The following is a 22,703-nucleotide window of genomic DNA, read 5'->3' as shown; positions in this document are numbered from 1 at the left end:
CTGCTCCCCTGTGGTCAGGTCTTCGATTGCCCCTCGGTGCTCATCTTTTCCGATCGGGCGGTGCGAGCGCGTCATCCTGGAGGTCTAACTTCCACCCGACTTCGGTAGTAGCCTCCCGTGGCCCGGGGTCGGGCGCGATCGGGAATGACCCTGAGTCGCCCCTGAGCTTTCGGGCCGGTTTTGTCGGGGGTGCCCGGTACGGTCCGGCCATGACCGACACACTGGCGGGAAAGGTCGCAGTCGTCACGGGTGCGACCAGGGGATGTGGCAGGGCGATCGCGGTCGAGCTGGGCCGGCTCGGCGCGACGGTGTACGCCGCGGGGCGTACGACGCGGGAGTCGGTTTCGCCGATGGGGCGGCCGGAGACCATCGAGGAGACCGCGGAGCTGGTGGACGCGGCGGGTGGCCACGGGATACCCGTGCGCTGCGACTTCACGTCGGTGTCCGATGTGGACGCCCTGCGCGACGCGATCGGCGGTCCGGTGCACGTCCTGGTCGACGACGTCTGGGGCGGGGACAGGTTCATCGAGTGGGAGGTGCCGTACTGGGAGGCCGATCTCGACAAGGCGCTGTCGATGGTGCACAACGGGGTGGACTCGCATCTGATCGCGTTGCACCGGCTGCTGCCGCTGGTGCTGGCCGAGCCCGGCGGCCTGGTGCTCGAGGTGACCGACGGGGACAACGACGCATACGTGGGGCCGACCATCGGATATCACGTGTCGAAAAGCAGTATTCGCGCCATCGGCCGGGCGCTCGGGGTGGAGCTCGCGGAATTCGGCGCCACCGGGCTGGCGGTGACACCGGGATTTCTGCGGTCGGAAATGATGCTCGAGATCTTCGGAGTGACGGAGGGCGATTGGCGCGATGCGGTGGGTCAAATTGCGCCGGTCGATTTCGCGGTTTCGGAAACTCCTACTTATCTCGCCCGCGGCGTCGCCGCTTTGGCGAGCGATCCCGACGTTTCCCGGTTCGCGGGCCGGACGCTCGCGTCATGGACGTTGATGCACACCTACGGCTTCACCGACACGGACGGCACCCAGCCGGACTTCGGCCGATGGCTCACCGAGGTCCGCGAGACAGGCGTGGACCCGGCGACGGTGGCCGCCTCCCTGTTCCGCTGAGGGGCACCGGCTCGGCGAGCACCACGCGCCGCAGCACTCAGCCCTGTCCCGGCCGGATCAACCCCGTCTCGTAGGCCAGCACCACCGCCTGCACCCGGTCCCGCAGGCCGAGCTTCGACAGGATCCGCCCGACGTGGGTCTTCACCGTCGCCTCGGAGAGGAACAGCGTCTCCGCGATCTCGACGTTCGACAGACCCTTCGCGATCAGCACGAGCACCTCCCGCTCCCGCTCGGTCAGCGGCTGCAGCTCCGACTCGTCCCGCAGCGTGCCGCCGCCCGCGCCGACGAACCGGTCGAGCAGCCGCCGCGTCACCGACGGCGACACCACCGCCTCCCCGCCGGCCACCGCGTGCAGCGCCGACACCAGGTGCGCCGGGGGTGTGTCCTTCAGCAGGAACCCGCTGGCCCCGCCCTGGAGCGCCGCGTACACGTACTCGTCCAGGTCGAACGTCGTCATCACCAGCACCCGCGAGGTCCCGGCCTCGACGATCTGCTTCGTCGCCTCCACCCCGTCCAGCACCGGCATCCGCACGTCCATCAGCACCACGTCGGGCCGCAGCCGCTCGGCCAGCCGCACCGCCTCGGCGCCGTCGGCGGCCTCGCCGACCAGGTCGATGCCCTCCTGCGCGCCGAGCACCATGCGGAACCCGGCCCGCATCAGCTCCTGATCGTCGACGACGACAACACTGATCACTGCGCCAACCTAATGGGCAGCCGCGCGTGCACCCGCCACCCGCCACCGGGCGCGGGACCGACGTCGAGCGAACCGCCGTACACGTTCGCGCGCTCGCGCATCCCGATCACGCCGTTGCCGCCGGGCAGCTGCCGTTCCGCGGGCACGAGCTCACGCGCCTTGCCGGCCCCGTCGTCGGTGACGACGACGTCCACCAGCTCCTCCCCGCGCTCGATCCGCACGTCCGCCCGCGCCCCCCGGCCCGCGTGCTTGAGCGTGTTCGTCAGCGACTCCTGCACGATCCGGTACACCCCGAGCGACACCCCGGCGGGCAGCCCGGCGAGCGTGCCCTCGATCTCCAGCCGGACCGGCACCCCGGCCTGCCGCACGCGTTCGACCAGCTCGGCGAGCGACTCGGCGTCCGGCTGCGGGATGCGCGGCACGCCCGCGCCGTCCTCGTTGCGCAGCACCTCCAGCAGCCGCCGCAGCTCGGCGAGCGCCTCCCGCCCGGTGTTCGAGATCGTCTGCACCGCCCGCTCGGCCAGCTCGGGGTTGGACCGCACGGCGTACGACGCCCCGTCGGCCTGCACCACGATCACGCTCACCGCGTGCGCCACGACGTCGTGCAGCTCGCGGGCGATCCGGCCCCGCTCCTGTGCGACGGCGATGCGGCTGGCCTGGTCGCGCTCGGTCTCCAGCAGGTGCAGCCGCGCCTCGACCTCCGCGTGGTAGGCCCGCCGCGCCCCGACGAACTCGCCGAGCACCCAGGTGAACGCCCCCACCAGTGCCGCGATGATCACGATGACCCAGTTGCCCGCCTCCCAGCCCAGGGCGAGCTGCACGCCGGTGCAGATCACCTGCGCCCCGAGGTACAGGCCCGCCTGCTTGCGTCCCACGTAGACGATCAGCGTGTACAGCGAGATCGCGCTCGCGGTGAGACTGGCGGACCCCAGGTGCAACGAGCTGTGCACGACACTGACGGCCAGCACGACGTACGCGACGATCATCGGGGACCGGCGCCGGAACACGATCGGCACCGTCATCGCCAGGTCCACCGGCACCGCGACGTACCACGGCTTCATCGAGCTGGCCGGCGCCGCGGCGATCAGCAGCAGCAGGTCGAAGAGCAGCAGCAACGCGGCGAGCAGGGTGTCCCCGGCCATCGGGTGCGCTCGCATCCACAGACTCAGTCGCCGCACCTGTTCACCCTAGGTCCGCCCCCGTCGACTGCGCGTCATCCGCCGGTAGCACCTTCGGTAGGACCAGGGGACGATCCGTGGCAGGATTCGGGCTCTGGAAACCCGGTCTGGGAGGGGGCGACGTGACGGACCAGGGCCGGCTGGCGGGCCCCCTGTCGATGTCGGTGGCCAACCTCTGCCACCGGTTGCAGCCGCAGGTGTCCGCCCGCACCGCGGCCGGGTTCGCCGAGGTCGTCCGCAGGCTGAGCGCGCCGCTGCAGGTCGCGGTCGCCGGGCGCATCAAGTCCGGCAAGTCCACCCTGGTCAACGCCCTGATCGGGCGCCGGGTCGCGCCGACGGACGTCGGCGAGTGCACCCGGCTGGTCACCCGGTTCCAGTACGGCACCGTGGACCGCATCGAGGTGGTGTTCGCGGGCGGCCGCAAGCAGGTGCTGCCGTTCGCGCCCGACGGGAGCATTCCCGCCGAGCTGGGGGTGGACATCGCCGAGGTCTCGCACATCGAGGCCTACCTGACGAACGCGGTCCTGCAGGGCATGACCGTCATCGACACCCCGGGGCTCGGCTCGCTCGACGCCGCCTCGGTCTCCCGCACCGAGGAGTTGCTCGGTGCCGCCAAGCAGGACGAGGGGGCGGAGAACCCGGGCGAGCTCGACCGCACGTCGCACAACGCCGTCGCCGGCGCGGAGGCGGTGCTCTACGTGGTGACCCAGGGCGTGCGCGCGGACGACCAGCAGGTCCTCGCGGCGTTCACCGCCGCCACGGCCGGCCGCGAGGCAGGCCCGGTCAACGCGATCGCGGTGCTGAACAAGGCCGACACCATCGCGCCGGAGTCCGTGCAGGGCGCGGGCAACGACATCTGGAAGGCGGCCACGATCCTTGCCGAGAAGCAGGCGGCGCTGCTCAAGCCCCGGGTCGCCGACGTGCTGCCGGTGATCGGGCTGATCGCCGAGTCCGCCGAGTCCGGCCAGTTCACCTCGGCCGACGCCGAGGCGCTGCGACAGTTGTCCACTTTGGACGAAGCCGTGCTGGAGACCATGCTCGTCGCGACGGACATCTTCACCAGCTGGGAATGCGACGTGCCCACCGGCACGCGGCTGCGGCTGCTGGAGAAGCTCGACCTCTACGGCGTCCGCTGCGCGATCGACGCGATCCGCGCCGACCCGCAGATCACCGCGGGCTCGCTGCGCCGGATGCTGCTCGAAGCGTCGGGTCTCGCCGGGGTCCGGGCCCGGCTCAACGTCGTGTTCGCCGCGCGCGCCGACGGCATCAAGGCCGCCGCCGCGCTCGCGTCGGTGACGGCGCTCGCGCACGCCTCGGGCAATCCGGCCGAGCGGCAGCGGGTGCACGACGCGATCGAGGTGCTGCTCGCCAAGCCCGAGGCACACCAGCTGCGCCTGCTGGAGGCACTGACGCTGGTGGTGGCCGGCGCGGTGGACATGCCGGAGGACCTCGCCGAGGAGGTGCTGCGGGTCGGCAGCAACGCCGACATCGACGCCCAGCTCGGCCTTCCCGGCGGCACCCGGGCGGACCTCGCCGCGCACGCGCTCGAACGGGCGGGCTGGTGGCGCTCGTTCGCGTCCTTCGGTGCGACGCCGGCGCAGAGCAGGGTGGCCCACGTCGTGCATCGCGCGTACTTCCTGATCTGGCAACAACTGCGCGAGAACCGGAGGTGAGCGGGATGCCTGCGTGGTTCCGCCGGGAGCCGGACGCCGACACCGACGACCCGACCGGGCAGATCCCGGCCGTGCACATGGCGCAGATCATCGAGGAGGCCGACGGAACCGCCGAGTCCCCCGACGCGTCGGACGCCGATGTGGAGACCGTGTTGACGCGGGCACTGGCCGATCGCCAGGCGCTGATCCAGCTGTGCCTGTACGCGCTGGACCGGGCCCGCAGTGGCGGGGTCGTCGAGCGCATCGAGCAGGGTCTGGCCGGGATCGGGGTGACCGCGGTCCGCCCGGACGGCCAGCGGTTCGACCCGTCGTGCCACGAGGCGGGCGGCGCGGTGCTGACCGACGACCCGGCGCTCGACGGCGTGGTCGCGGAGACGGAGGTGGTCGGGTTCGCCGACCACGAACAGCTGCTGCGCGCGCCCGTCGTCACGGTGTACACGAAGCGATGACAGCCGCCACGCTGCCCAACCAGGTCAAGCAGGCCCGGGACGCCCTGCTGACGCTGTTGCGCGAAAACGACCCGCAGGCGGCGAAGTGGGTCGAGGACATCCGCCGCGCGCGGCCGCGCAAGCCGTCCGTCGTGGTGGTCGGCGAGACCAACCGCGGCAAGAGCTCGCTGGTGAACGCGCTGCTCGCGACGCCGGGACTGTCCCCGGTGGACGCGGACGTGGCCACCGCGACGTATCTGGTGTTCGAGCACGCGCCCGAGTGGACGGCGCAGGCCTGCTATCCGGGGCAGCTCGCGCCCGTCGGGATCCCGCTCACGGAGCTCGTCCGCTGGGTGTCGGCCGCGCACGAGCTGCCCGAAGGCCAGCTGCCGCCGCGTTACGTCGAGGTGGCCGGGCCGGTGCCGATCCTCGAGCGGGTGTCCATAGTGGACACACCAGGTGTGGGCGGGCTGAACTCGATGCACGGTGAGCTGGCGATGGAGGCCGCCGCGAACGCGACCGCGCTGGTGTTCGTGGTCGACGCCTCGGCCCCGTTCACCGCCGGGGAGCTGGACTTCCTGCGCAAGGTCGGCGACCGGGTCGAGACGGTGCTCTTCACACTGTCCAAAACGGACCAGTTCCGCGGCTGGCGCGAGGTCCTCGACGCGGACCGCCGGCTGCTCGACGAGCACGCGCCGCGCTTCGCCGACATCGTGTTCCATCCCGTTTCGCCCCGCATGTTCGAGCTGGCGGCGCGCGCGCCGAGCGAGCAGGCGGCCACGATGCTGCGCGAGCAGTCCGGGGTGATCGCGCTACAGGCGGCGATGCAGGAGCAGCTGGTCGGCCGGTCGGCGATGCTCGGCGAGGCCAACACCATGCGCGCGCTCGCCACGGCACTGGGCGAGCAGCACGCGAAGCTGAAGGCGGAGCAGCGCGCGTTGTCCTCCGGCGAGGCCGAGGCCGAGGTGCTGCGCGGCCGCCGGGACCAGCTCGCGGTCGAGCGCCGCTCCTCCACCCGCGGCTGGCAGCTCAAGCTGCGCGGCGAGATCCAGCGCGCCAGGGTCGATCTCGGGCACGAGTCGAGCCGGCAGATGCGCGACGCCCAGTCCTGGTTCCGCCAGCAGATCGAGGCGGCCAAGCGCGACCAGCTGCACGAGCTGCCGCAGCAGGTGGACGCGGCGTTGCAGATGATCTCGCAGCGGGTGTCCGGGACCATGGCGCACCGCCTCAACCGGGTCACCGACATCGCGCTGTCGGACCTGTTCTCCACCGAGGAGCTCGACGTCATCCGCGCCCAGTTCCTGCGTGCCGGCGGCCCGCAGGTCGTGCTGCGGCCGCCGGACAAGCGGCCGCCGACGCCCGAGGACAAGCTGCTGGTGTTCATGGGTGTCTCGGGCGGGGTCGGCGCGGGAAAGATCGCCGCGCTGCCGCTGGCCGGGGTCGCCCTGCTCAACCCGGTCGTGCTGCCCGCGACGATCGTGATCGGGCTCGGCGCAGGCTGGTGGATGGCCCGCACGCGCAAGCACGCGGCGGACAAGCAGCACATGAAGCAGTGGCTCGTCGAGTCGATCGCCGACGCCCGTTCGACGCTGGACCAGCTGGTCGCCGAGCAGCTCATCGAGGCAGAGCAGCAGCTCTCGCTGGCCCTGGACGACGCGCTGGCCAGGCGGATCGAGACGATCGAGGCCGAGCTGAAGGAAGTCGACAAGGCGATCAAGATGGACACCCAGGAACGCGCGCGCAAGCTCGCCGAGCTGAACCGCCGGGTGCGGGAGGTCGGCGACGGCCGGGACCGCGCGGAGAGCTTCCTGTCCAGGATTCGGACGCTTCGTGACCAGCACTGAGCACCGTCGGAACGGTTCGGTTGTGTCCGGGAACCGAACCGGCATACGGTGAGTCCAAGTTCGGAGATCACTTACTTCGAAGTGGGGAGAAGCGGGCCGTGTGGATCGACGAGACTGGTGGCGCGGACACGACGGGCACCGGGCACGACGGCGAGCTGGAGATCTCCGTCGAGGGCCAGACCTACACCGCTGACGAGAACTTCGACATCGACCACGACGGCCATGACGACGCGGTCCGCCTGGACAACTCCGACGGCACGATGACCGCGTACGTGGACAGCGACGGGGACGGCCGCGCCGACGAGTACATGCACACCGACACCGAGGGCAACGTCGTGGACATGGCCCGGCTCGACGCCACCACCGGGGACTGGGTCGCCGACACCGACGGCCCCGGCTCGCCCGGTGGCGACAGCCAGGCGGGGCACCAGGGCGACATCACCGCGGACATGTCCGACGGCACGGTCGACCTCGGGCACGCGACTGTCGACAGCGACAACGACGGCACCGCGGACACGGCGATCGTGACCGACGCCGACGGCAACACCCGGCTGTTCACCGACACCGACGGCGACGGCACCGCGGACGTGCAGACGATCATCACGCCGGACGGGGAGTCACACACCTACGAGCACACCGGTCCCGGCGAGTGGACCGAGACGGCGGGCAACGGGGCCAGCGCCGACAGCGACCAACTGTGGGGCGGCGTCGGCCACGACACCGTCGTCGAAGGGGTCGCGAAGATCGACTCCGTGACCGGACAGTGGATCTCCCAGAACTGAATTTTCCTCGCAACGGGCCGGTCTTCCGCGCAGGAAGCCGGCCCGTTGTCGTTCATCCGGACCAACGCAGGTATCAGGGAGATCACGACCGCACCGGAAAACTTTTTCGGCTAGGCCGGTTCAGCGATATCTGAATCGATTCCCTGATCGTTCTTGTGAGAGAACCGACAGCTCAGGGGTCGGTTATGGGGCCTGGGCTTGGCTACTCTCAAGGAATCCCAATTTCCAGCACACCGGTCGCCAACCGGTGCGCGAAGCCATTCGGTCGCCGGCGATGGAGCCCGCGTCAGGACATCCAGCGTCCGGTCGCGGGCTCCTCCCGTCGAAGTCAGGAGAAGGAATGACTGCAGTAGCCATCCCGGGACTGGACAAGGCGCCGACCTCGCACAGCGGAGTGCTTGCGTGGGTGCGAGAGGTTGCCGAGCTCACCACTCCCGACCGAGTGGTGTGGTGTGACGGCTCCGAGGAAGAGGCCGCGCGGATCAATTCCGAACTCGTCGAGGCGGGCACCTTCGTTCCACTGAAGGAGAAGCCGAACTCGTTCTGGGCCGCCTCGGACCCCAGTGACGTGGCGCGCGTCGAGGAGCGCACCTTCATCTGCTCCGAGCGGGAGGAGGACGCCGGGCCGACCAACAACTGGGTCCACCCGGACGAGATGAAGGCGACCATGACCGAGCTCTACCGGGGCTGCATGCGGGGTCGCACGATGTACGTGATCCCGTTCTGCATGGGCCCGCTCGGCGCCGACGACCCGAAGCTGGGCATCGAGGTCACCGACTTCGCCTACGTCGTGGCTTCGATGCGCGTGATGACCCGGATGGGCAAGGCGGCGCTGGACAAGTTCGTCGCCGAGGACGGCACCGAGCGTTCGTTCGTGCCGGCGTTGCACTCGGTCGGCAAGCCGCTGGAGCCGGGCGAGAAGGACGTGTCCTGGCCGTGCAACGACACGAAGTACATCACGCACTTCCCGGAGACCCGGACGATCTGGAGCTACGGCTCGGGCTACGGCGGTAACTCGCTGCTGGGCAAGAAGTGTTACTCGCTGCGCATCGGTTCGGTGATCGCCCGCGACGAGGGCTGGCTCGCCGAGCACATGCTGATCCTCAAGTTGATCTCGCCGGAGAACAAGGCGTACTACATCGCGGCCGCGTTCCCCAGCGCCTGCGGCAAGACCAACCTCGCGATGCTGCAGCCGACCATCCCGGGCTGGCGCGCCGAGACCCTCGGTGACGACATCGCGTGGATGCGCTTCGGCGAGGACGGCCGGCTGTACGCGGTCAACCCCGAGTTCGGCTTCTTCGGCGTCGCGCCGGGCACCGACTGGCACACCAACCCGAACGCCATGCGCACCATCGAGAAGGGCAACACGGTCTTCACCAACGTGGCCCTGACCGACGACGGCGACATCTGGTGGGAGGGCATGGAGGGCAAGCCCGAGCACCTGACCTCGTGGAAGAAGCAGGACTGGACGCCGGAGTCGACAGAGCCTGCCGCGCACCCGAACTCGCGCTACTGCACGCCGATGTCGCAGTGCCCGATCCTCGCGCCCGAGTGGGACGACCCGAAGGGCGTGCCGATCTCGGCGATCCTGTTCGGCGGCCGCCGCGCCACCACGGTGCCGCTGGTGAACGAGGCCCGCGACTGGCAGCACGGCGTGTTCATGGGCGCCACGATGTCCTCGGAGAAGACCGCGGCCGCCGCGGGCAAGGTCGGCGAGGTCCGGCGCGACCCGATGGCGATGCTGCCGTTCCTCGGCTACCACGCCGCGGACTACTTCAAGCACTGGATCGAGCTTGGCAAGTCGGCCGACGGCACCAAGCTGCCGAAGATCTTCTACGTCAACTGGTTCCGTCGCGGTGACGACAAGCGCTTCCTGTGGCCGGGATTCGGCGAGAACTCGCGCGTGCTCAAGTGGGTCGTCGAGCGAATCGAGGGCACTGCGGGTGCCGCCGAGACGCCGATCGGCTTCGTGCCGCGCGCCGAGGACCTCGACACCGAGGGCCTGAAGGAGCCGCTGGCCGACATCCAGGCCGCGCTGGACGTCAAGCCCGAGGAGTGGCGTCAGGAGATCCCGCTCATCGAGGAGTGGTTCGAGAAGATCGGGGACAAGGTCCCGTCGAACCTGCATGACGAGCTGGAGCAGTTGAAGCAGCGCCTCGCCTGATTCGTTCCGCGAAAACAGCCGGCTTTCTTCGGAAGGCCGGCTGTTTTCGCGTGCGGGAGAACCGGGACAAGCTCGGGCCGAGCCGGGTCAGCGTGACCTGGACGCCTTCGCGCCGGTCATCGAGTTGCTCGGCTAACCCGTCGGCACCGCGCCGCGCAGGGCTTCCAGGGGCAGGCCCACGGCGTCGGCCACCGCGACGACCGTGAAGAAGGCGGGCGTCGGGATGCGGCCGGTCTCGATCTTGCGGAGCGTTTCCACCGAAATCCCGGCCTCGGCCGCCACCTCGACCATGCTCCGGGCGCCCCGCGCCTCCCGGAGGACGGCGCCGAGCCGCTCGCCGCGTGCACGTTCGGCTTCGGTCAGCGGCACTCGCACCATGCGCCCAGTCTATCCACCTCAGTTGCCCACAGGCTGTGGACAAGTCTGTGCACAGCCTGTGGGCAACGTTTTCCTTGATCGACGCGTCTCACCTTGCACAGGGCGGGAAAGGGGGTGGCGGTCATGGCGATCGCCGCGAGCGCGATGCTCCTCCTCGCGTTCGGTTACCTGGTGGCGGCCGTGCTGTGCGGTCGGTTCCGCAACGCGCAGGACCCCGCCGAGCCGAAGCCCGACGGGGTCCTGGGAGAGGGTGATCAGGCGCCCGGTGGCACCGGGAGCGGCATCCCCGGCAGGCTCTGATCCTTCGGCACGATGCCGTCCACGAGGTAGTCCTCCACAACCTTGTCCACGGCCGCGTTCCCGCCGGCGTAGATCCCGTGGTCGCCCTCACCGGTCACGGTGATCATCCGCGAGCCCTTGAACGCCTGGTGGGCACGCTGTGCTCCCTCGATCGGCGTCGCCGGGTCGTGGGTGGACTGGACCATCAGCACTGGCGGGACGCCACGGCCGTCGAGCAGGGGCAGCTGGACCGGCCGGTTCTTCCAGAAGATGCACGGCTGGATGAGCCAGCCCCAGCCCAGCAGCGGGTACTTCGGGCCCAGCTGCGCCGACTGCTGGACCGCGCTCTGCCGGTTGCCGAACCACGGCCCCTCGTTGCAGGGGATCGACCAGAAGCTCGCGTCGTACGCGTCGTCGTAGTCGTCGGGCACGACCAGCGGCTGTGGGCCGAGCGCCTTCTCGTCGGCGCCCGAAGCCTTGACCTTCTGCTTCGCGGTGACCTGCTGGTCCGCCGGTGCGCCCTGCGTCAGCGTGCGGACGTTGACCAGGTAGTCGGCCAGGTCCGGGAACGAGCGCTTGCTGTAGAGCTCCGACGAGATGAACGCGTCGAACTCGTTCGCCGACAGCGGCGTGCCGTCCACGTCGACCGGCTGCTTCGCCAGCGCCGCCCGTACCTGTTCGTAGGTCTGCCGTGCGGTGTCGCCGGTGGTGCCGAAGTGGTACAGGCTGTCGTACTTCGCCAGCCACGGCAGGAAGTCCTCGCGCCAGCGGCGCTCGAAGCCCAGCGGCTGCCAGTCGAACGACTTCTGCCAGGTGGTGGTGAACTCGGTGTTCGAGTCCAGCACGAAGTGCTCGGCCCGGTCCGGGAACTCCTGCGCGTAGTGCGCGCCCAGCCAGGTGCCCGCCGAGTAGCCGACCCAGTTGACCTTCTGCCTGCCCAGCAGCACCCGGAGCAGGTCCAGGTCGTGCACGGTCTGGTCGGTGTTGATGAGCGGCCCGAGGTCGCCCGACTTCACCTGGCACGAGTCGGCGGCGTACTTCGTCGCGTCCAGGATCAGGTTGAGGTTCGGTTTGCTGCGGTCGCGCGGGTCGAGCGTCTTCCCCGTGTCGATCGCGCCGCCGCAGGTGATGTTCGTGCTCTTGCCGGTGCCGCGCACGTCGAAGCCGACGATCTCCTGGTGCGCGCGCAGCTTCGCCTGGTTGCGCAGCCGCGCCGGGAAGATCAGTCCCGGGCCGCCGGGGCCGCCGGGGTTGACCAGCACGCTGGCGGTCGCGTCGCCCGTCGCCTTGAGCCTGCTGACCGCGATGGTCAGGTCGACGTTGTCGCCCGGGTGGTACCAGTCGCGCGGGGTCCGGTACGTGGCGCACTCGATGCCCTCGGCGCCGGCGGGCGGGGTCTGGCCCGACAACTCGTCGGAGGTGCAGGTGTGCCAGCCGAGCGTCTGGCTCGCGTACCTGCCGGGAATGCCGGTGGAGTTCAACGGCTCTGGCCCGGCCGGGGCCGCGAAGGCCACGGTGCTTCCCGCCAGCAGGGTGCCGGCCAATGCCGGGATCACCACCGCGTAGCGTAACGACCTCATACTCTCCCCTTCGTCACTTGACGGCACCGATCGGTCGCACATTGATATCGGTCGGGGGAGATCCCGGCAACCTGCCTTGGTCGGGCATTCGCCGATCGAATCGATACACCGGACATGCGTGACGGGACCCGCCGGAGGACTTAAGGTTCTGACGGCCGTCCGATCGTCCTAGCGAGGTCCCATGTCTGGCAAAGCGCCCGGCAAGGTGACCGGGTTGCAGTTCAGCCCGTGGAACCTTGTCCTGTTGATCCCGTTGTTGATGTTGGTCACGCCGTGGTTCAACTTCGACAAGCCGAGGTTCCTCGGGTTGCCGTTCTTCTACTGGTTCCAGTTCGTCTTCGTGTTCGTCGGGGTCGCCTCGGTCGCCCTGGTCTACGTCATGACCAAGGACGCGCCCGTGGTGAAGGGCAAGCCGGACCGGCTGGCCATGGAGGAGCTGGACGAGGGGAACGAGCGATGACACCGGGCAGTGGGCTGCAGTGGACCGAGCTGAGCGTCTTCGTGGTGCTGTTCCTGCTCGTGACGGTGCTGGGGTTCGTGGCGGCGCGCTGGAAGTCGGCCGCCTCGCTGGACCACCTGGACGAGTGGGGCCTCGGCGGGCGCAAGTTCGGCGCCTGGGTCACCTGGTTCCTAGTCGGCGGTGACCTCTACACCGCGTACACCTTCGTCGCCGTGCCCGCGCTGGTCTTCGGCGCCGGCGCGCTCGGCTTCTACGCGCTGCCGTACACGGTGATCCTCTACCCGATCGTGTTCCTGCCGGCGCTGCGCATGTGGTCGGTCTCGCGCTCGCGCGGCTACGTCACGCCGGCGGACTTCGTGCGCGGCCGGTTCGGTTCGCCGACGCTCGCGCTGCTGATCGCGATCACCGGGATCGTCGCGACGATGCCGTACATCGCCCTGCAGCTGGTCGGCCTCGAGGCGGTGCTGCGCACGATGGGCCTCAACGGCTCGGGCATCGTCGGGCACCTGCCGCTGCTGATCGCCTTCATCATCCTGGCGCTCTACACCTACCAGTCCGGGCTGCGCGCGCCGGCGCTGATCGCGTTCGTCAAGGACGGGCTGATCTACGTGGTGATCCTGGTGGCGGTGTTCTACCTGCCGGCGAAGCTCGGCGGCTGGTCGCACATCATCGACACCTCCGCCGCGAAGCTGGCGCAGCCGAACCCCAAGACCGGCAAGCCCGCCGGGTCGGTGCTGCTGACCGGGACCAACCAGCTGCAGTACATCACGCTGGCGCTCGGCTCGGCGCTCGCGCTGTTCCTCTACCCGCACTCGGTGACCGGCGTGCTCGCCTCGCGCGGGCGCAAGGTGATCAAGCGGAACATGATGGCGCTGCCCGCGTACTCGTTCCTGCTGGGCCTGCTGGCGCTGCTCGGGTACGTGGCGATCGCGGCCGGGGTCAAGCCGATCACCAACGCGGCCACCGGCAACGCCGACTCCAACACCGTCATCCCGGTGCTGTTCGACCTGCAGTTCCCGTCGTGGTTCGCGGGCATCGCGTTCGCGGCGATCGGGATCGGCGCGCTCGTCCCGGCGGCGATCATGTCGATCGCGGCGGCGAACCTGTGGACCCGCAACATCTACAAGGAGTACCTGAGGCGGGACGCGACGCCGAGGCAGGAGGCGAAGCAGGCGAAGCTGGCCTCGCTGGTGGTGAAGTTCGGGGCGGTGGCGTTCATCCTGTTCATCGACCCGCAGTTCTCCATCGACCTGCAGCTGATCGGTGGCGTGCTGATCCTGCAGACGCTGCCCGCGGTGGCGATCTCGCTCTACACCCGCTGGCTGCACCGCTGGGGCCTGATCGCGGGCTGGGTCGTCGGCATGGGCTGGGGCCTGATCATGCTCTACAACATCCCCAACCCGAACACCGGCAAGGCGCACTTCGGTGGTTCGGCGATGCCGCTGGGCAACCTGTCGATCTTCGGCTGGCACCCGTTCTCCGGCGTCACGACGCAGATCTACCCGGGGTTCGTCGCGCTGGTCGCGAACCTCGTCGTCGCCGTGATCGGCACGGTGATCGCGCGGCAGCTGAAGATCTTCAACGGCACCGACGACACCGAGGGGACGGACTACCACGCCGACGAGCACGACAAGGACCTCCGCGCGATCGGGGTGCACTGACATGGCAGTGAGCCGTTTCCCGGTCGTGGAGCTCGACGGGCTGCCCGACGACCTCCACGACCGGGTCGGCGTGATCGCGGAGAAGTCCGGGTTCGTGCCGAACATCTTCCGGGCGCTCGGGCACCGGCCGGCGGAGCTGCGGGCGTTCCTCGACTACCACGACGCCCTGATGGATCGCGCCGACGGGCTGACCAAGGCCGAGCGGGAGCTGGTCGTGGTCGCCACGTCGGGCGCGAACCACTGCACCTACTGCGTGGTGGCGCACGGTGCGATCCTGCGGATCCGCGCGAAGGACCCCGAGCTGGCCGACAAGGTGTCGAGCAACCCGTGGCAGGTCGAGCTGGACGAGCGCGGCCGTGCGATCGTCGAACTGGCGCTGGCGCTCGCGCAGGACTCGCACCTGTTCGGTGAGCAGCACCTGGCCGCGGCACGCGAAGCCGGCCTCACCGAGGACGAGATCTGGGACGTCGGCGCGATCACGGCCTTGTTCGCGATGTCCAACCGGCTCGCGCACCTCACCGCGCTGCGGCCCAACCCGGAGTTCTACGGGATGGGCCGCTAGGCCTGGCCAGTTCTCGGCGGCCTGCTCGACCGGCTAGAACCGGGCGAACATCGCCGGCAGGTCGCGGCGGATCTCGAACAGCCGCGACCACCAGCGCCGCTGCCGGCCGGCCAGGCGCACCCACGGCGAGGGCTGCCAGACCCTGGGGTCCGCGCGCGGGGTGAAGGCCTCGCCGGTCAGCAGCACGGCCGGATGCCCGCGCGGGCAGGTGCCCGACACCGAGATCACCCCGGGCGAGAGGTTGTGCACGCAGTCGACCTCGTCGACGCCGAGGAGGCTGTGCCGGTCGCAGGTCGGGCAGTAGACGAGGAACACCTCACCACTCCAGTCGCCACGTCTCGCCGACCAGGTCGTGGCCGAAGCTGTGGTGCGGCTCGCTCGCGACGAGCTCGAACCCGGTCTTCGCGTAGATCGCCCGCGCCGCGACGAGCACGCTGTTGGTCCACAGCTCCATGCCCTGGTAGCCGTGGGCCTTGGCGAACGCGACGCATTCGGCGACGAGCCGCTTGCCGAGCCCGTGCCCGCGTGCGCTCGGTTCGACGATGAGCAGCCGGAGCTTCGCGGTGTGCTCGTCGGAGCCACGGACGCAGAACACGCAGCCCGCGCGCTCGCCGTCGACTTCGGCGATCCACGCCGCTTCGCGCTTCGGGTCGTGCTTGTCGACGTAGTCGGCGACGATGCGGGCGACGAGCGCTTCGTAGGTCGCGTCCCACCCGTACTCCTGGGCGTAGAGAGCGCCATTGCGCTGCACGACCCAGCCGAAATCGCCGGGCCGGGGCGGCCGCAGGACGACTGCGCTGTCCCGCGCGCGCTCGCCGACCACCGTCGTGATCGCTGCCATCGAGCTGAGGAGGCGGTGCTGGTCCTCGTCGGTGAACCGGCCCAGCAGCTCGCCGATCTGCTCGATGGTGCGCTCCTCGAGCGAATGCTGCGCGGCGCGACCGGCCTCGGTGAGGCGGACGAGCTGGCGGCGGGCGTCGGTGTCCGAGCGTTCACGTGTGAGCAGGCCGCGGCCTTCGAGCTTGCCGAGCAGACGGCTCGCGTAGCCGGCGTCCATGGCGAGCCTGCGCCGCAGCTCCGTCACTTCCGTGACGCCCTGCTGTTCGAGTTCGTAGAGGACGCGCGCCTCGCTGAGCGAGTACTCCGTGCCGACCAGTCCTTCGTCGAGCACGCCGATCACACCGGTGTAGAGCCTGTTGAACTCGCGGACACGGGTGACGCGGTCCAGCAGCTTCCGATCGTTCATTGCCCACCTCAACCAACTCGTTGACTTAGTCAAAGAGTAGCGAGCGAGTCAACCGGAAAAGGGCAATGGAAAACCCCGTGATGCTGCCAGGTCGGGGGTCCGCCAGCATCACGGGGTCGTAAGGGGTATCGCCGCATTCGGGGCCGGCGTTACACCAAGAATCTTATGTGGTCCAGGTCACTCGTTCAGCGCATGTGCGTCTGATGCGCCTGCGCGATCGCGATGAGCTCCTGGCGCACCGTGGCGCTGGCCGCGGTGTCGATCGCCCGGTTCACCGCGCGGCGGGTACGAGTCTCCGCGCGGCGGGCCCGGAGCTTGGCGGCGATGTTGCCCATGGGTTTTCGCATCCCCTCAGATGTCTTGGTGGTTGTGCTCCCAGTATGCGCCTTTTTTCACAAGGGTACCAACGATCGTCCGGTGATCTGGCGCACGGGCCGATGATTCGTAGGCTGAGGAGCCCTATTGCGAACGATCTTGATATCTAGTCAAAAACCTAGAAATTCGTAGAAGACCCGATCAATCGTCGGTGCGACCGAGCAGGTAGTGCCCGAAGTGCGGCACCGTGAAGGCGATGAGCCCGCGTTCCGCGGAGTACACCAGGCCCTTCTTCATCAGGTTGTCGCGCGCGGGCGACAACGACGAGGGCTTCCGGCCCAGGTAGACGGCGATGTCCGAGGTGCCGGCCCCCTCGTCGCGACCCTGCGTCAGCTCGGCCATCGCGAGCAGGTACTCGCGCTCGGCCGGGGTCGCCCGCTCGTAGCGGGAGCCGAAGAAGCCGACAGCCAGCTCCTGCTCGGCCTCGGGTGCCGCGACCTGCACGTCCTGCATGGTGATCGGGTCCGCCGGCGCGGCGTCCCAGGCGGCCTTCGCGTACGCCTGGATGAAGTAGGGGTAGCCGCCGGAGGCGTCGAACAGGGCGTCCAGTGCTTCCGGCTCGATGTCCGCTTCCTCGCGCTCGATCGGCGCGAGCACCGCGCGGTCGGCGTCGTCGCGGTCCAGCCGGTCGATCCGGGCGTACCGGAACAGCCGCTCGGAGTACGACTTCGACGCGGACAGCACGGCAGGCACGTGCGGCAGGCCCGCGCCCACGACGACCAGTGGCGCGCCGGACTGGGAAAGCTCGTGACACGCGGCGCACAGCGCCGAGACGTCCGGTGCCTTCAGGTCCTGCATCTCGTCGATGAGGATGACGGCACCGGTGCCCACGTCCGCCGCCAGTTCGGCGACGTCGGTGAACAGCTCGACGAGGTCGATCTCGATGTCGCCGGAGTCGGCGCGCCCCTGCGCCGCGGGCACCTCGATACCGGGTTGCCAGCGGTCCCGCAGCTTCGCGTCGGGCTTGTTGGCCTTGAGCGCGAACGCCTTGAGCACGCCGAGGACCTCCTCGACGCGGTCCGGCGCGCGATGGCGGACCGCGAGGTCGCGGATCGCCCGGTGCAACGCCGCCGACAGTGGACGCCGCAGCTCGGCGTCCGGCCGCGCCTCGATCTTGCCCGCGCCCCAGCCGTGCTTCACCGCCATCGACCGCAGCTCGCCGAGCAGCACCGTCTTGCCGACACCACGCAGCCCGGTCAGGATCAGGCTCCGCTCGGGCCTCCCCCGCGCGACCCGCTGCAGCACCACCTCGAACGCGTGAAGTTCACGTTCCCGTCCGGCCAACTCGGGTGGCCGCTGCCCGGCGCCAGGCGCGAAGGGGTTGCGGATGGGATCCACGGCTACGACGGTATCCAGCTTTCTAGTGCTCGCCGGATATTTGCCGAGATAGTGCTATCGGCGTGTCGCTACCGCTTTATAGAACTATCTAGGATCTAGCCAATAATTGCCTAGAGCTTTGAAGACGCGGTGGAATGGGTACTTCGCGGAGCAACAGAACGGCAACCGGAGAAAGGCGACGACCGTGATCTTGCGTCGACTGGCCAGGCCCATGCTGGCCTCCATCTTCATCTACGGCGGAATCAACGCCCTGCGCCAGGCGGAGGGGCACGCCGAGGTGGCGAAACCGCTGCTCGACAAGACCGTCGGTCAGCAGCAGGGCAAGCTGCCGGAGCAGCTGCCGACCGATCCGGTGACCCTGGTGAAGGTGGACGCCGCGGTGAAGATCGTCGCCGGCACCGCGTTCGCGTTCGGCAAGCTGCCGCGGCTGTCCGCCCTCGCCCTGATCGGCAGCCTCGTGCCGACCACCGCCGCCGGCCACCCGTTCTGGGAGGCCAAGGACGACGGTGAGAAGCAGGATCAGATCATCCACTTCCTGAAGAACGCCGGTCTCGCGGGCGGCCTGCTGATCGCGGCCGCGGACACCGAGGGCAAGCCCTCGCTGGGCTGGCGTGCCCGCCGCGCCACCAGGAAGGCCTCCAAGCACGTGGCCGACACGGCGGGCGCGGCCCGGGACATCCTCCCCGGCTGAGCTACTTCTCCAGGATCGCGGTGACGCCTTGACCACCGGCGGCGCAGATCGAGATCAGCCCGCGCCCGGAGCCCTTCTCGTGCAGGAGCTTCGCGAGCGTGGCCACGATCCGGCCGCCGGTGGCGGCGAACGGGTGCCCCGCGGCCAGCGACGAGCCGTTGACGTTGAGCTTCGCCCGGTCGATCGAGCCCAGCGGCGCGTCCAGACCCAGCTTCTCCTTGGCGAAGCCCGGGTCCTCCCACGCCTTCAGCGTCGCCAGCACCTGCGACGCGAACGCCTCGTGGATCTCGTAGAAGTCGAAGTCCTGCAACGTCAGCCCGGCCTGCGCGAGCATCCGCGGCACCGCGTACGCGGGCGCCATCAGCAGCCCCTCGCCGCCGTGGACGTAGTCGACCGCGCCGGTCTGCGAGAACGTCAGGTACGCCTGGACCGGCAGGTTGTGCGCCTTCGCCCACTCCTCGCTCGCCAGCAGCACCGTCGACGCGCCGTCGGTCAGCGGGGTGGAGTTGCCCGCCGTCATGGTGCCGGACGACCCACCGAACACCGGCTTGAGCTTGCCGAGCTTCTCGGCCGTCGAGTCCGCGCGCAGGTTCTGGTCCCGGGTCAGCTTGAGGAACGGCGTGACCAGGTCGTCGAAGAAGCCACGGTCGTACGCGGCCGCGAGCCGCTGGTGGCTCGTCGCGGCTAGCTCGTCCTGTGCCTCGCGGGAGATGTCCCATTCCTTCGCCGTCAGCGCGGCGTGCTCGCCCATCGACAGTCCGGTGCGCGGCTCGGCGTTGCGCGGGATCTCCGGCGCGATCTGGCCGGGGCGGATCTTGGTCAGCAGCCGCAGCCGCTCGCCCAGCGACTTCGCCGCGTTGACCCGGACCAGGATCCGGCGCAGGTCGTCGTTCACGGCCAGCGGCGCGTCGGAGGTGGTGTCGACGCCGCCCGCGATGGCGGAGTCGAGCTGCCCGAGCGCGATCTTGTTCGCCACGTTGACGATCGCCTGCAGGCCGGTGCCGCAGGCCATCTGCACGTCCGAGGCGGGGGTCTCGGCCGCGAGCTTGCTGCCGAGCACGGCTTCGCGGGCCAGGTTGAAGTCGCGTGCGTGCTTGAGCACCGCGCCCGCGGCGACCTCGCCGATCCGCTCGCCCTGCAGGGAGAACCGGCTGACCAGCCCGTCGATCGCGGCGGTGAGCATGTCCTGGTTCGAAGCCTGGGCGTACGGCCCGTTCGAGCGCGCGAACGGGATGCGGTTGCCGCCGAGAATCGCGACCTTGCGGACGTCCATGGTTTCCTCCCGCTCCGATGGTGGAACTCTGCGAACAGTGTAACCTACTGATGAGTAGGTTGTGTGCGAGCGCAAGGAGGGCCTGATGGCCGACCGCTATCAGCAGTTCACCAAGACACCCGTCGGGAAGTTCCTGGTACCCAAGCTGGGCCTGCCCAATCCCACCACGCTGCGCCGCTACCGGCCTGGTCAGCCGCCACTCGATGGTCCCGCACTTCTCGGTGCCGCGCCCGGCGGACGGCTGGACAAGACGGTGAAGACGCAGCTGTCCGACGCCGGCATCGAGGTGCTGACCGTGCCCGCCGACGACCGGCGTCACGGCGCGCTCGTCTTCGACGCCACCGGTATCACCGATCCCGCGCAGCTGCGGGAGATGTACCTGTTCTTCCACCCGGTGATCCGCAAGGTCGGCGCGTCCGGCCGGGTCGTGGTGCTCGGCACCCCGCCCGAGCTGGCCGAGGGCCGCGAGCGGATCGCGCAGCGCGCGCTGGAGGGCTTCGTCCGGTCGGTCGGCAAGGAGCTCAAGCGGGGCGCGACCGCGCAGTTGATCTACGTCGCGCCCGGCGCCGAGGAGGCCGCCGAGTCGACCCTGCGGTTCGTGCTGTCGGCCAAGTCGGCGTTCGTCGACGCCCAGGTCATCCGCGTCGGCGCGCAGGGCATTCCGGCGGTGTCCGCGCCGGAGAACTGGGAGAAGCCGCTGGCGGGCAAGGTCGCGCTCATCACCGGTGCCTCCCGCGGGATCGGCGCGGCGATCGCCGAGGTCTTCGCCCGCGACGGCGCGCACGTCGTCGCGCTCGACATCCCGGCGCAGGGCGCGGACCTGTCGCGGGTGGCGAACAAGATCGGCGGCTCGGCGCTGCAGCTGGACATCACGGGCGCCGACGCGCCGGAGAAGCTCGCCGCGTACCTGAAGGAGCGGCACGGCGGCGTCGACATCGTTGTACACAACGCGGGCATCACGCGGGACAAGACGCTCGGCAACCTCACCGAAGGCGGCTGGGACGCCGTGCTGACGGTGAACCTGGCCGCGCAGCTCGCCGTCAACGACAAGCTGCTCGCGGACAAGGTGCTGCGCGAGAACGGCCGCATCATCGGCGTCTCCTCGATCGCCGGGATCGCGGGCAACGTCGGCCAGACCAACTACGCCACCAGCAAGGCGGGCGTGATCGGGATGGTGAACGAGGGCGCGCCGAAGCTCGCCGAGTACGGCGGCACGATCAACGCCGTCGCCCCCGGGTTCATCGAGACGCAGATGACCGCCGCGGTGCCGCTGTTCATCCGCGAGGCCGGGCGTCGGCTGTCCAGCCTCGGCCAGGGCGGGCTGCCCGTGGACGTCGCGGAGACCATCGCCTGGTACGCGAACCCCGCGTCGGCCGCGGTCAACGGCAACGTGGTCCGCGTGTGCGGCCAGGCTCTGCTGGGGGCGTGATGACGACGACGAAGGAACTGCACGGCGCACCACGGCTGGCGCCGCTGTACGCCAAGGCGTTGCTGCCCTCGCACGGCGGCGAGGCGTTGCCCGACACCGAATACGTGCGCTCGGGCATCGAGTTCGATCCGGCGCATCTGGCCGCGTACAACCAGGTGTGCGGGTTCCGGCTGAGCGATGAGCTGCCGGCGACCTACCCGCACATGCTCGCGTTCCCGTTGCAGATGGCGCTGATGACCCAGCAGGACTTCCCGTTCCCGTTGCTGGGCATGGTGCACGTGGCCAACCGGATCACCCAGCTCCGTCCCGTCCGCCTCGGCGAGCGGGCGACCGTCCGGGTGCGCGCGGAAAACCTGCGGCCGCACGAGAAGGGCCGCCAGTTCGACGTGCTGAGCGAACTGTCCACTGAGGACGGTGTGGTGTGGAGCGAGGTCTCCACCTATCTCCGGCGCGGTGGCGGTGCGGGTTCCTCGCAGGGCAAGCAGCTCGCCGCGCCGTCGCCGAACGCGATCTGGCGGGTGCCCGGCGACATCGGCCGCCGCTACGCGGAGGTCTCCGGTGACCGCAACCCGATCCACCTGCATCCGCTGACGGCCAGGCTGTTCGGCTTCCCGGCCGCGATCGCGCACGGCATGTGGACCAAGGCCCGCACGCTCGCGGCGTTCGAAGGCAGGCTGCCCGAGGCCTACACCGTGGACGTGCGGTTCAAGCTGCCCGTGCTGCTGCCCGCGAAGGTGGCGTTCACCTCGTGGCAGACGGATAACAGCGGCGCGGAGCGCCCCGATGAGGGGCGGCGGTCGGGGGGGTGGGCGTTCGAACTCTGGAACGCGAAGAAGCCCAAGCCACACCTGGAAGGCACGATCAGCTCGGTTGCCAGACCTCACCCTCGATCAGGTCGTTGAACCCCAGCCACACCAGGTTCATCAACCACGACGCGAGCACGCCGTCGGACACGTCGGAATGGTCCAGCCACCAGTCGGCGAGCGATTCGGCGGCGCCGACGAGGGAAACGGCCAGCGCGGGCCCGGAGAACTCGGCGATCTGGCCGAGGCCCTTCTTGGTGCCCGCGGTGACCACGAGCGCCGCGACCATGTCGATCGCCTTGCTGCGCAACAGGTTTATCTCTCCCGCGAACTGGCCGCCGACGGTGAGCGCCTGACGGTGCAACACCGTCCACGAGTCGCGGTACTCCGCGACGAAGCGGTAGAACGCGCGCAGGCCGTACCACAGCTGCATGTCCGGCGGCAGTTCGGAGCGCACGCCCTCGCGCACCGCCTCCAGCAGACGAGTGGCCTCGCGCCGGATGCACTTGGCGAAGAGGTCTTCCTTGGCGCCGAGGTAGGAGTAGATCATCGGCTTGGAGACGCCCGCGACGTCGGAGATCTCGTCCATCGACGCCGAGTGGTAGCCGTGCCGGGAGAACACCTCGACGGCGGCGTCGAGGATCTGCCGTTCGCGGACGGCTCTGGGCAGGCGCCGCGACCGGGGCGGCGGGGGTTTCACGTCGTCGGTCACAGTGAGAAGCTACATCGTCGGCTCCGCACCGG

The 22,703-nt window shown here is 69.7% G+C and carries 23 protein-coding genes; 13 read left to right on the top strand and 10 right to left on the bottom strand.

Annotated elements, in window-relative coordinates; genetic code table 11:
• The first annotated feature begins 221 nt into the window (after positions 1-221).
• On the top strand, positions 222-1,121 hold the full coding sequence (locus LWP59_RS39910) for an SDR family NAD(P)-dependent oxidoreductase (protein WP_373299417.1): 900 nt from the start codon (positions 222-224) through the stop codon (positions 1,119-1,121).
• A 37-nt stretch (positions 1,122-1,158) separates the two neighbouring features.
• On the opposite strand, the gene LWP59_RS39905 is transcribed toward LWP59_RS39910, so the two are convergent.
• Positions 1,159-1,815, bottom strand: a complete 657-nt coding sequence (locus tag LWP59_RS39905; RefSeq protein ID WP_144641849.1) for a response regulator — start codon at positions 1,813-1,815, stop codon at positions 1,159-1,161.
• Positions 1,812-2,972, bottom strand: a complete 1,161-nt coding sequence (locus LWP59_RS39900) for a sensor histidine kinase (RefSeq protein ID WP_444541906.1) — start codon at positions 2,970-2,972, stop codon at positions 1,812-1,814. Before LWP59_RS39900 ends, LWP59_RS39905 begins: the two co-directional genes overlap by 4 nt.
• A 179-nt stretch (positions 2,973-3,151) precedes the next feature.
• Here LWP59_RS39900 and LWP59_RS39895 point away from each other — a divergent pair, with 179 nt between their 5' ends.
• The 5 genes from LWP59_RS39895 (at position 3,152) to LWP59_RS39875 (ending at position 9,884) form a co-directional block, all read left to right on the top strand.
• A complete protein-coding gene (locus LWP59_RS39895; protein ID WP_186383366.1) occupies positions 3,152-4,666 on the top strand; it encodes a dynamin family protein in 1,515 nt (504 codons plus the stop codon).
• 5 nt (positions 4,667-4,671) lie between these two features.
• A complete protein-coding gene (grpE, locus tag LWP59_RS39890) occupies positions 4,672-5,115 on the top strand; it encodes a nucleotide exchange factor GrpE (RefSeq protein WP_186383362.1) in 444 nt (147 codons plus the stop codon).
• The gene (locus LWP59_RS39885; RefSeq protein WP_144641852.1) at positions 5,112-6,938 is read left to right on the top strand and encodes a dynamin family protein; all 1,827 of its coding nucleotides are present in this window, start codon (positions 5,112-5,114) and stop codon (positions 6,936-6,938) included. The genes grpE and LWP59_RS39885 overlap by 4 nt, the downstream gene beginning before the upstream one ends.
• A gap of 98 nt (positions 6,939-7,036) precedes the next feature.
• The gene (locus LWP59_RS39880) at positions 7,037-7,720 is read left to right on the top strand and encodes a DUF6802 family protein (RefSeq protein WP_144641853.1); all 684 of its coding nucleotides are present in this window, start codon (positions 7,037-7,039) and stop codon (positions 7,718-7,720) included.
• Positions 7,721-8,060: 340 nt separating this feature from the next.
• Entirely contained in the window at positions 8,061-9,884 is a 1,824-nt protein-coding gene (locus LWP59_RS39875) for a phosphoenolpyruvate carboxykinase (GTP) (RefSeq protein ID WP_144641854.1), read from the top strand.
• Between the two features lie 132 nt (positions 9,885-10,016).
• On the opposite strand, the gene LWP59_RS39870 is transcribed toward LWP59_RS39875, so the two are convergent.
• Positions 10,017-10,262, bottom strand: coding sequence for a helix-turn-helix domain-containing protein (locus tag LWP59_RS39870; RefSeq protein WP_144641855.1), 246 nt, complete (start codon positions 10,260-10,262; stop codon positions 10,017-10,019).
• 123 nt (positions 10,263-10,385) lie between these two features.
• Between LWP59_RS39870 and LWP59_RS39865 the strand changes: the two genes are divergently transcribed.
• Positions 10,386-10,562: a hypothetical protein gene (locus LWP59_RS39865; protein WP_186383363.1), complete on the top strand. Its 177-nt coding sequence runs from the start codon at positions 10,386-10,388 to the stop codon at positions 10,560-10,562.
• On the opposite strand, the gene LWP59_RS39860 is transcribed toward LWP59_RS39865, so the two are convergent.
• Entirely contained in the window at positions 10,517-12,121 is a 1,605-nt protein-coding gene (locus LWP59_RS39860) for an alpha/beta hydrolase (protein WP_144641856.1), read from the bottom strand. The two genes, LWP59_RS39865 and LWP59_RS39860, sit on opposite strands and share 46 nt — an antisense overlap.
• Before the next feature lie 181 nt (positions 12,122-12,302).
• Between LWP59_RS39860 and LWP59_RS39855 the strand changes: the two genes are divergently transcribed.
• The 3 genes from LWP59_RS39855 to LWP59_RS39845 are packed head-to-tail and all read left to right on the top strand — an operon-like array spanning position 12,303 to position 14,804.
• Complete coding sequence (locus LWP59_RS39855; protein WP_144641857.1) at positions 12,303-12,581, top strand: DUF3311 domain-containing protein; 279 nt, start codon at positions 12,303-12,305, stop codon at positions 12,579-12,581.
• Complete coding sequence (gene mctP, locus LWP59_RS39850; RefSeq protein ID WP_144641858.1) at positions 12,578-14,242, top strand: monocarboxylate uptake permease MctP; 1,665 nt, start codon at positions 12,578-12,580, stop codon at positions 14,240-14,242. The genes LWP59_RS39855 and mctP overlap by 4 nt, the downstream gene beginning before the upstream one ends.
• Before the next feature lies 1 nt (position 14,243).
• Positions 14,244-14,804: a peroxidase-related enzyme gene (locus LWP59_RS39845; RefSeq protein WP_144641859.1), complete on the top strand. Its 561-nt coding sequence runs from the start codon at positions 14,244-14,246 to the stop codon at positions 14,802-14,804.
• A 33-nt stretch (positions 14,805-14,837) separates the two neighbouring features.
• Here the strand turns inward: LWP59_RS39845 and LWP59_RS39840 are convergent, their stop codons facing one another.
• The 4 genes from LWP59_RS39840 to LWP59_RS39825 all read right to left on the bottom strand — a co-directional run bounded on the left by LWP59_RS39840 (position 14,838) and on the right by LWP59_RS39825 (position 17,763).
• Positions 14,838-15,119, bottom strand: a complete 282-nt coding sequence (locus LWP59_RS39840; protein ID WP_144641860.1) for a hypothetical protein — start codon at positions 15,117-15,119, stop codon at positions 14,838-14,840.
• Position 15,120: 1 nt separating this feature from the next.
• Positions 15,121-16,050 (bottom strand): bifunctional helix-turn-helix transcriptional regulator/GNAT family N-acetyltransferase, encoded by a 930-nt coding sequence (locus LWP59_RS39835; RefSeq protein WP_144641861.1) that lies wholly within the window; start codon positions 16,048-16,050, stop codon positions 15,121-15,123.
• A 185-nt stretch (positions 16,051-16,235) separates the two neighbouring features.
• Positions 16,236-16,397, bottom strand: a complete 162-nt coding sequence (locus tag LWP59_RS39830) for a hypothetical protein (protein ID WP_186383367.1) — start codon at positions 16,395-16,397, stop codon at positions 16,236-16,238.
• Positions 16,398-16,566: 169 nt separating this feature from the next.
• Complete coding sequence (locus LWP59_RS39825; RefSeq protein WP_144641862.1) at positions 16,567-17,763, bottom strand: ATP-binding protein; 1,197 nt, start codon at positions 17,761-17,763, stop codon at positions 16,567-16,569.
• A gap of 184 nt (positions 17,764-17,947) precedes the next feature.
• Here LWP59_RS39825 and LWP59_RS39820 point away from each other — a divergent pair, with 184 nt between their 5' ends.
• Complete coding sequence (locus tag LWP59_RS39820) at positions 17,948-18,454, top strand: DoxX family protein (protein ID WP_229857366.1); 507 nt, start codon at positions 17,948-17,950, stop codon at positions 18,452-18,454.
• A gap of 1 nt (position 18,455) precedes the next feature.
• On the opposite strand, the gene LWP59_RS39815 is transcribed toward LWP59_RS39820, so the two are convergent.
• Positions 18,456-19,727, bottom strand: coding sequence for an acetyl-CoA C-acetyltransferase (locus tag LWP59_RS39815; RefSeq protein WP_144641863.1), 1,272 nt, complete (start codon positions 19,725-19,727; stop codon positions 18,456-18,458).
• An 85-nt stretch (positions 19,728-19,812) separates the two neighbouring features.
• On the opposite strand from LWP59_RS39815, the gene LWP59_RS39810 reads away from it, so the two are divergent.
• Positions 19,813-21,156 carry a 3-oxoacyl-ACP reductase gene (locus LWP59_RS39810; RefSeq protein WP_144641864.1) on the top strand — a complete coding sequence of 448 codons (1,344 nt, stop codon included), beginning with the start codon at positions 19,813-19,815 and terminating at the stop codon, positions 21,154-21,156.
• Complete coding sequence (locus LWP59_RS39805; RefSeq protein WP_186383364.1) at positions 21,156-22,058, top strand: MaoC family dehydratase; 903 nt, start codon at positions 21,156-21,158, stop codon at positions 22,056-22,058. The genes LWP59_RS39810 and LWP59_RS39805 overlap by 1 nt, the downstream gene beginning before the upstream one ends.
• On the opposite strand, the gene LWP59_RS39800 is transcribed toward LWP59_RS39805, so the two are convergent.
• Complete coding sequence (locus LWP59_RS39800) at positions 22,018-22,671, bottom strand: TetR/AcrR family transcriptional regulator (RefSeq protein WP_144641866.1); 654 nt, start codon at positions 22,669-22,671, stop codon at positions 22,018-22,020. The genes LWP59_RS39805 and LWP59_RS39800 overlap by 41 nt on opposite strands.
• Between the last annotated feature and the right edge of the window lie 32 nt (positions 22,672-22,703).

The organism is Amycolatopsis acidiphila, from assembly GCF_021391495.1.
GTDB classification, from domain to species: domain Bacteria; phylum Actinomycetota; class Actinomycetes; order Mycobacteriales; family Pseudonocardiaceae; genus Amycolatopsis_E; species Amycolatopsis_E acidiphila.
This window is presented reverse-complemented; position numbering and strand designations above follow the sequence as displayed.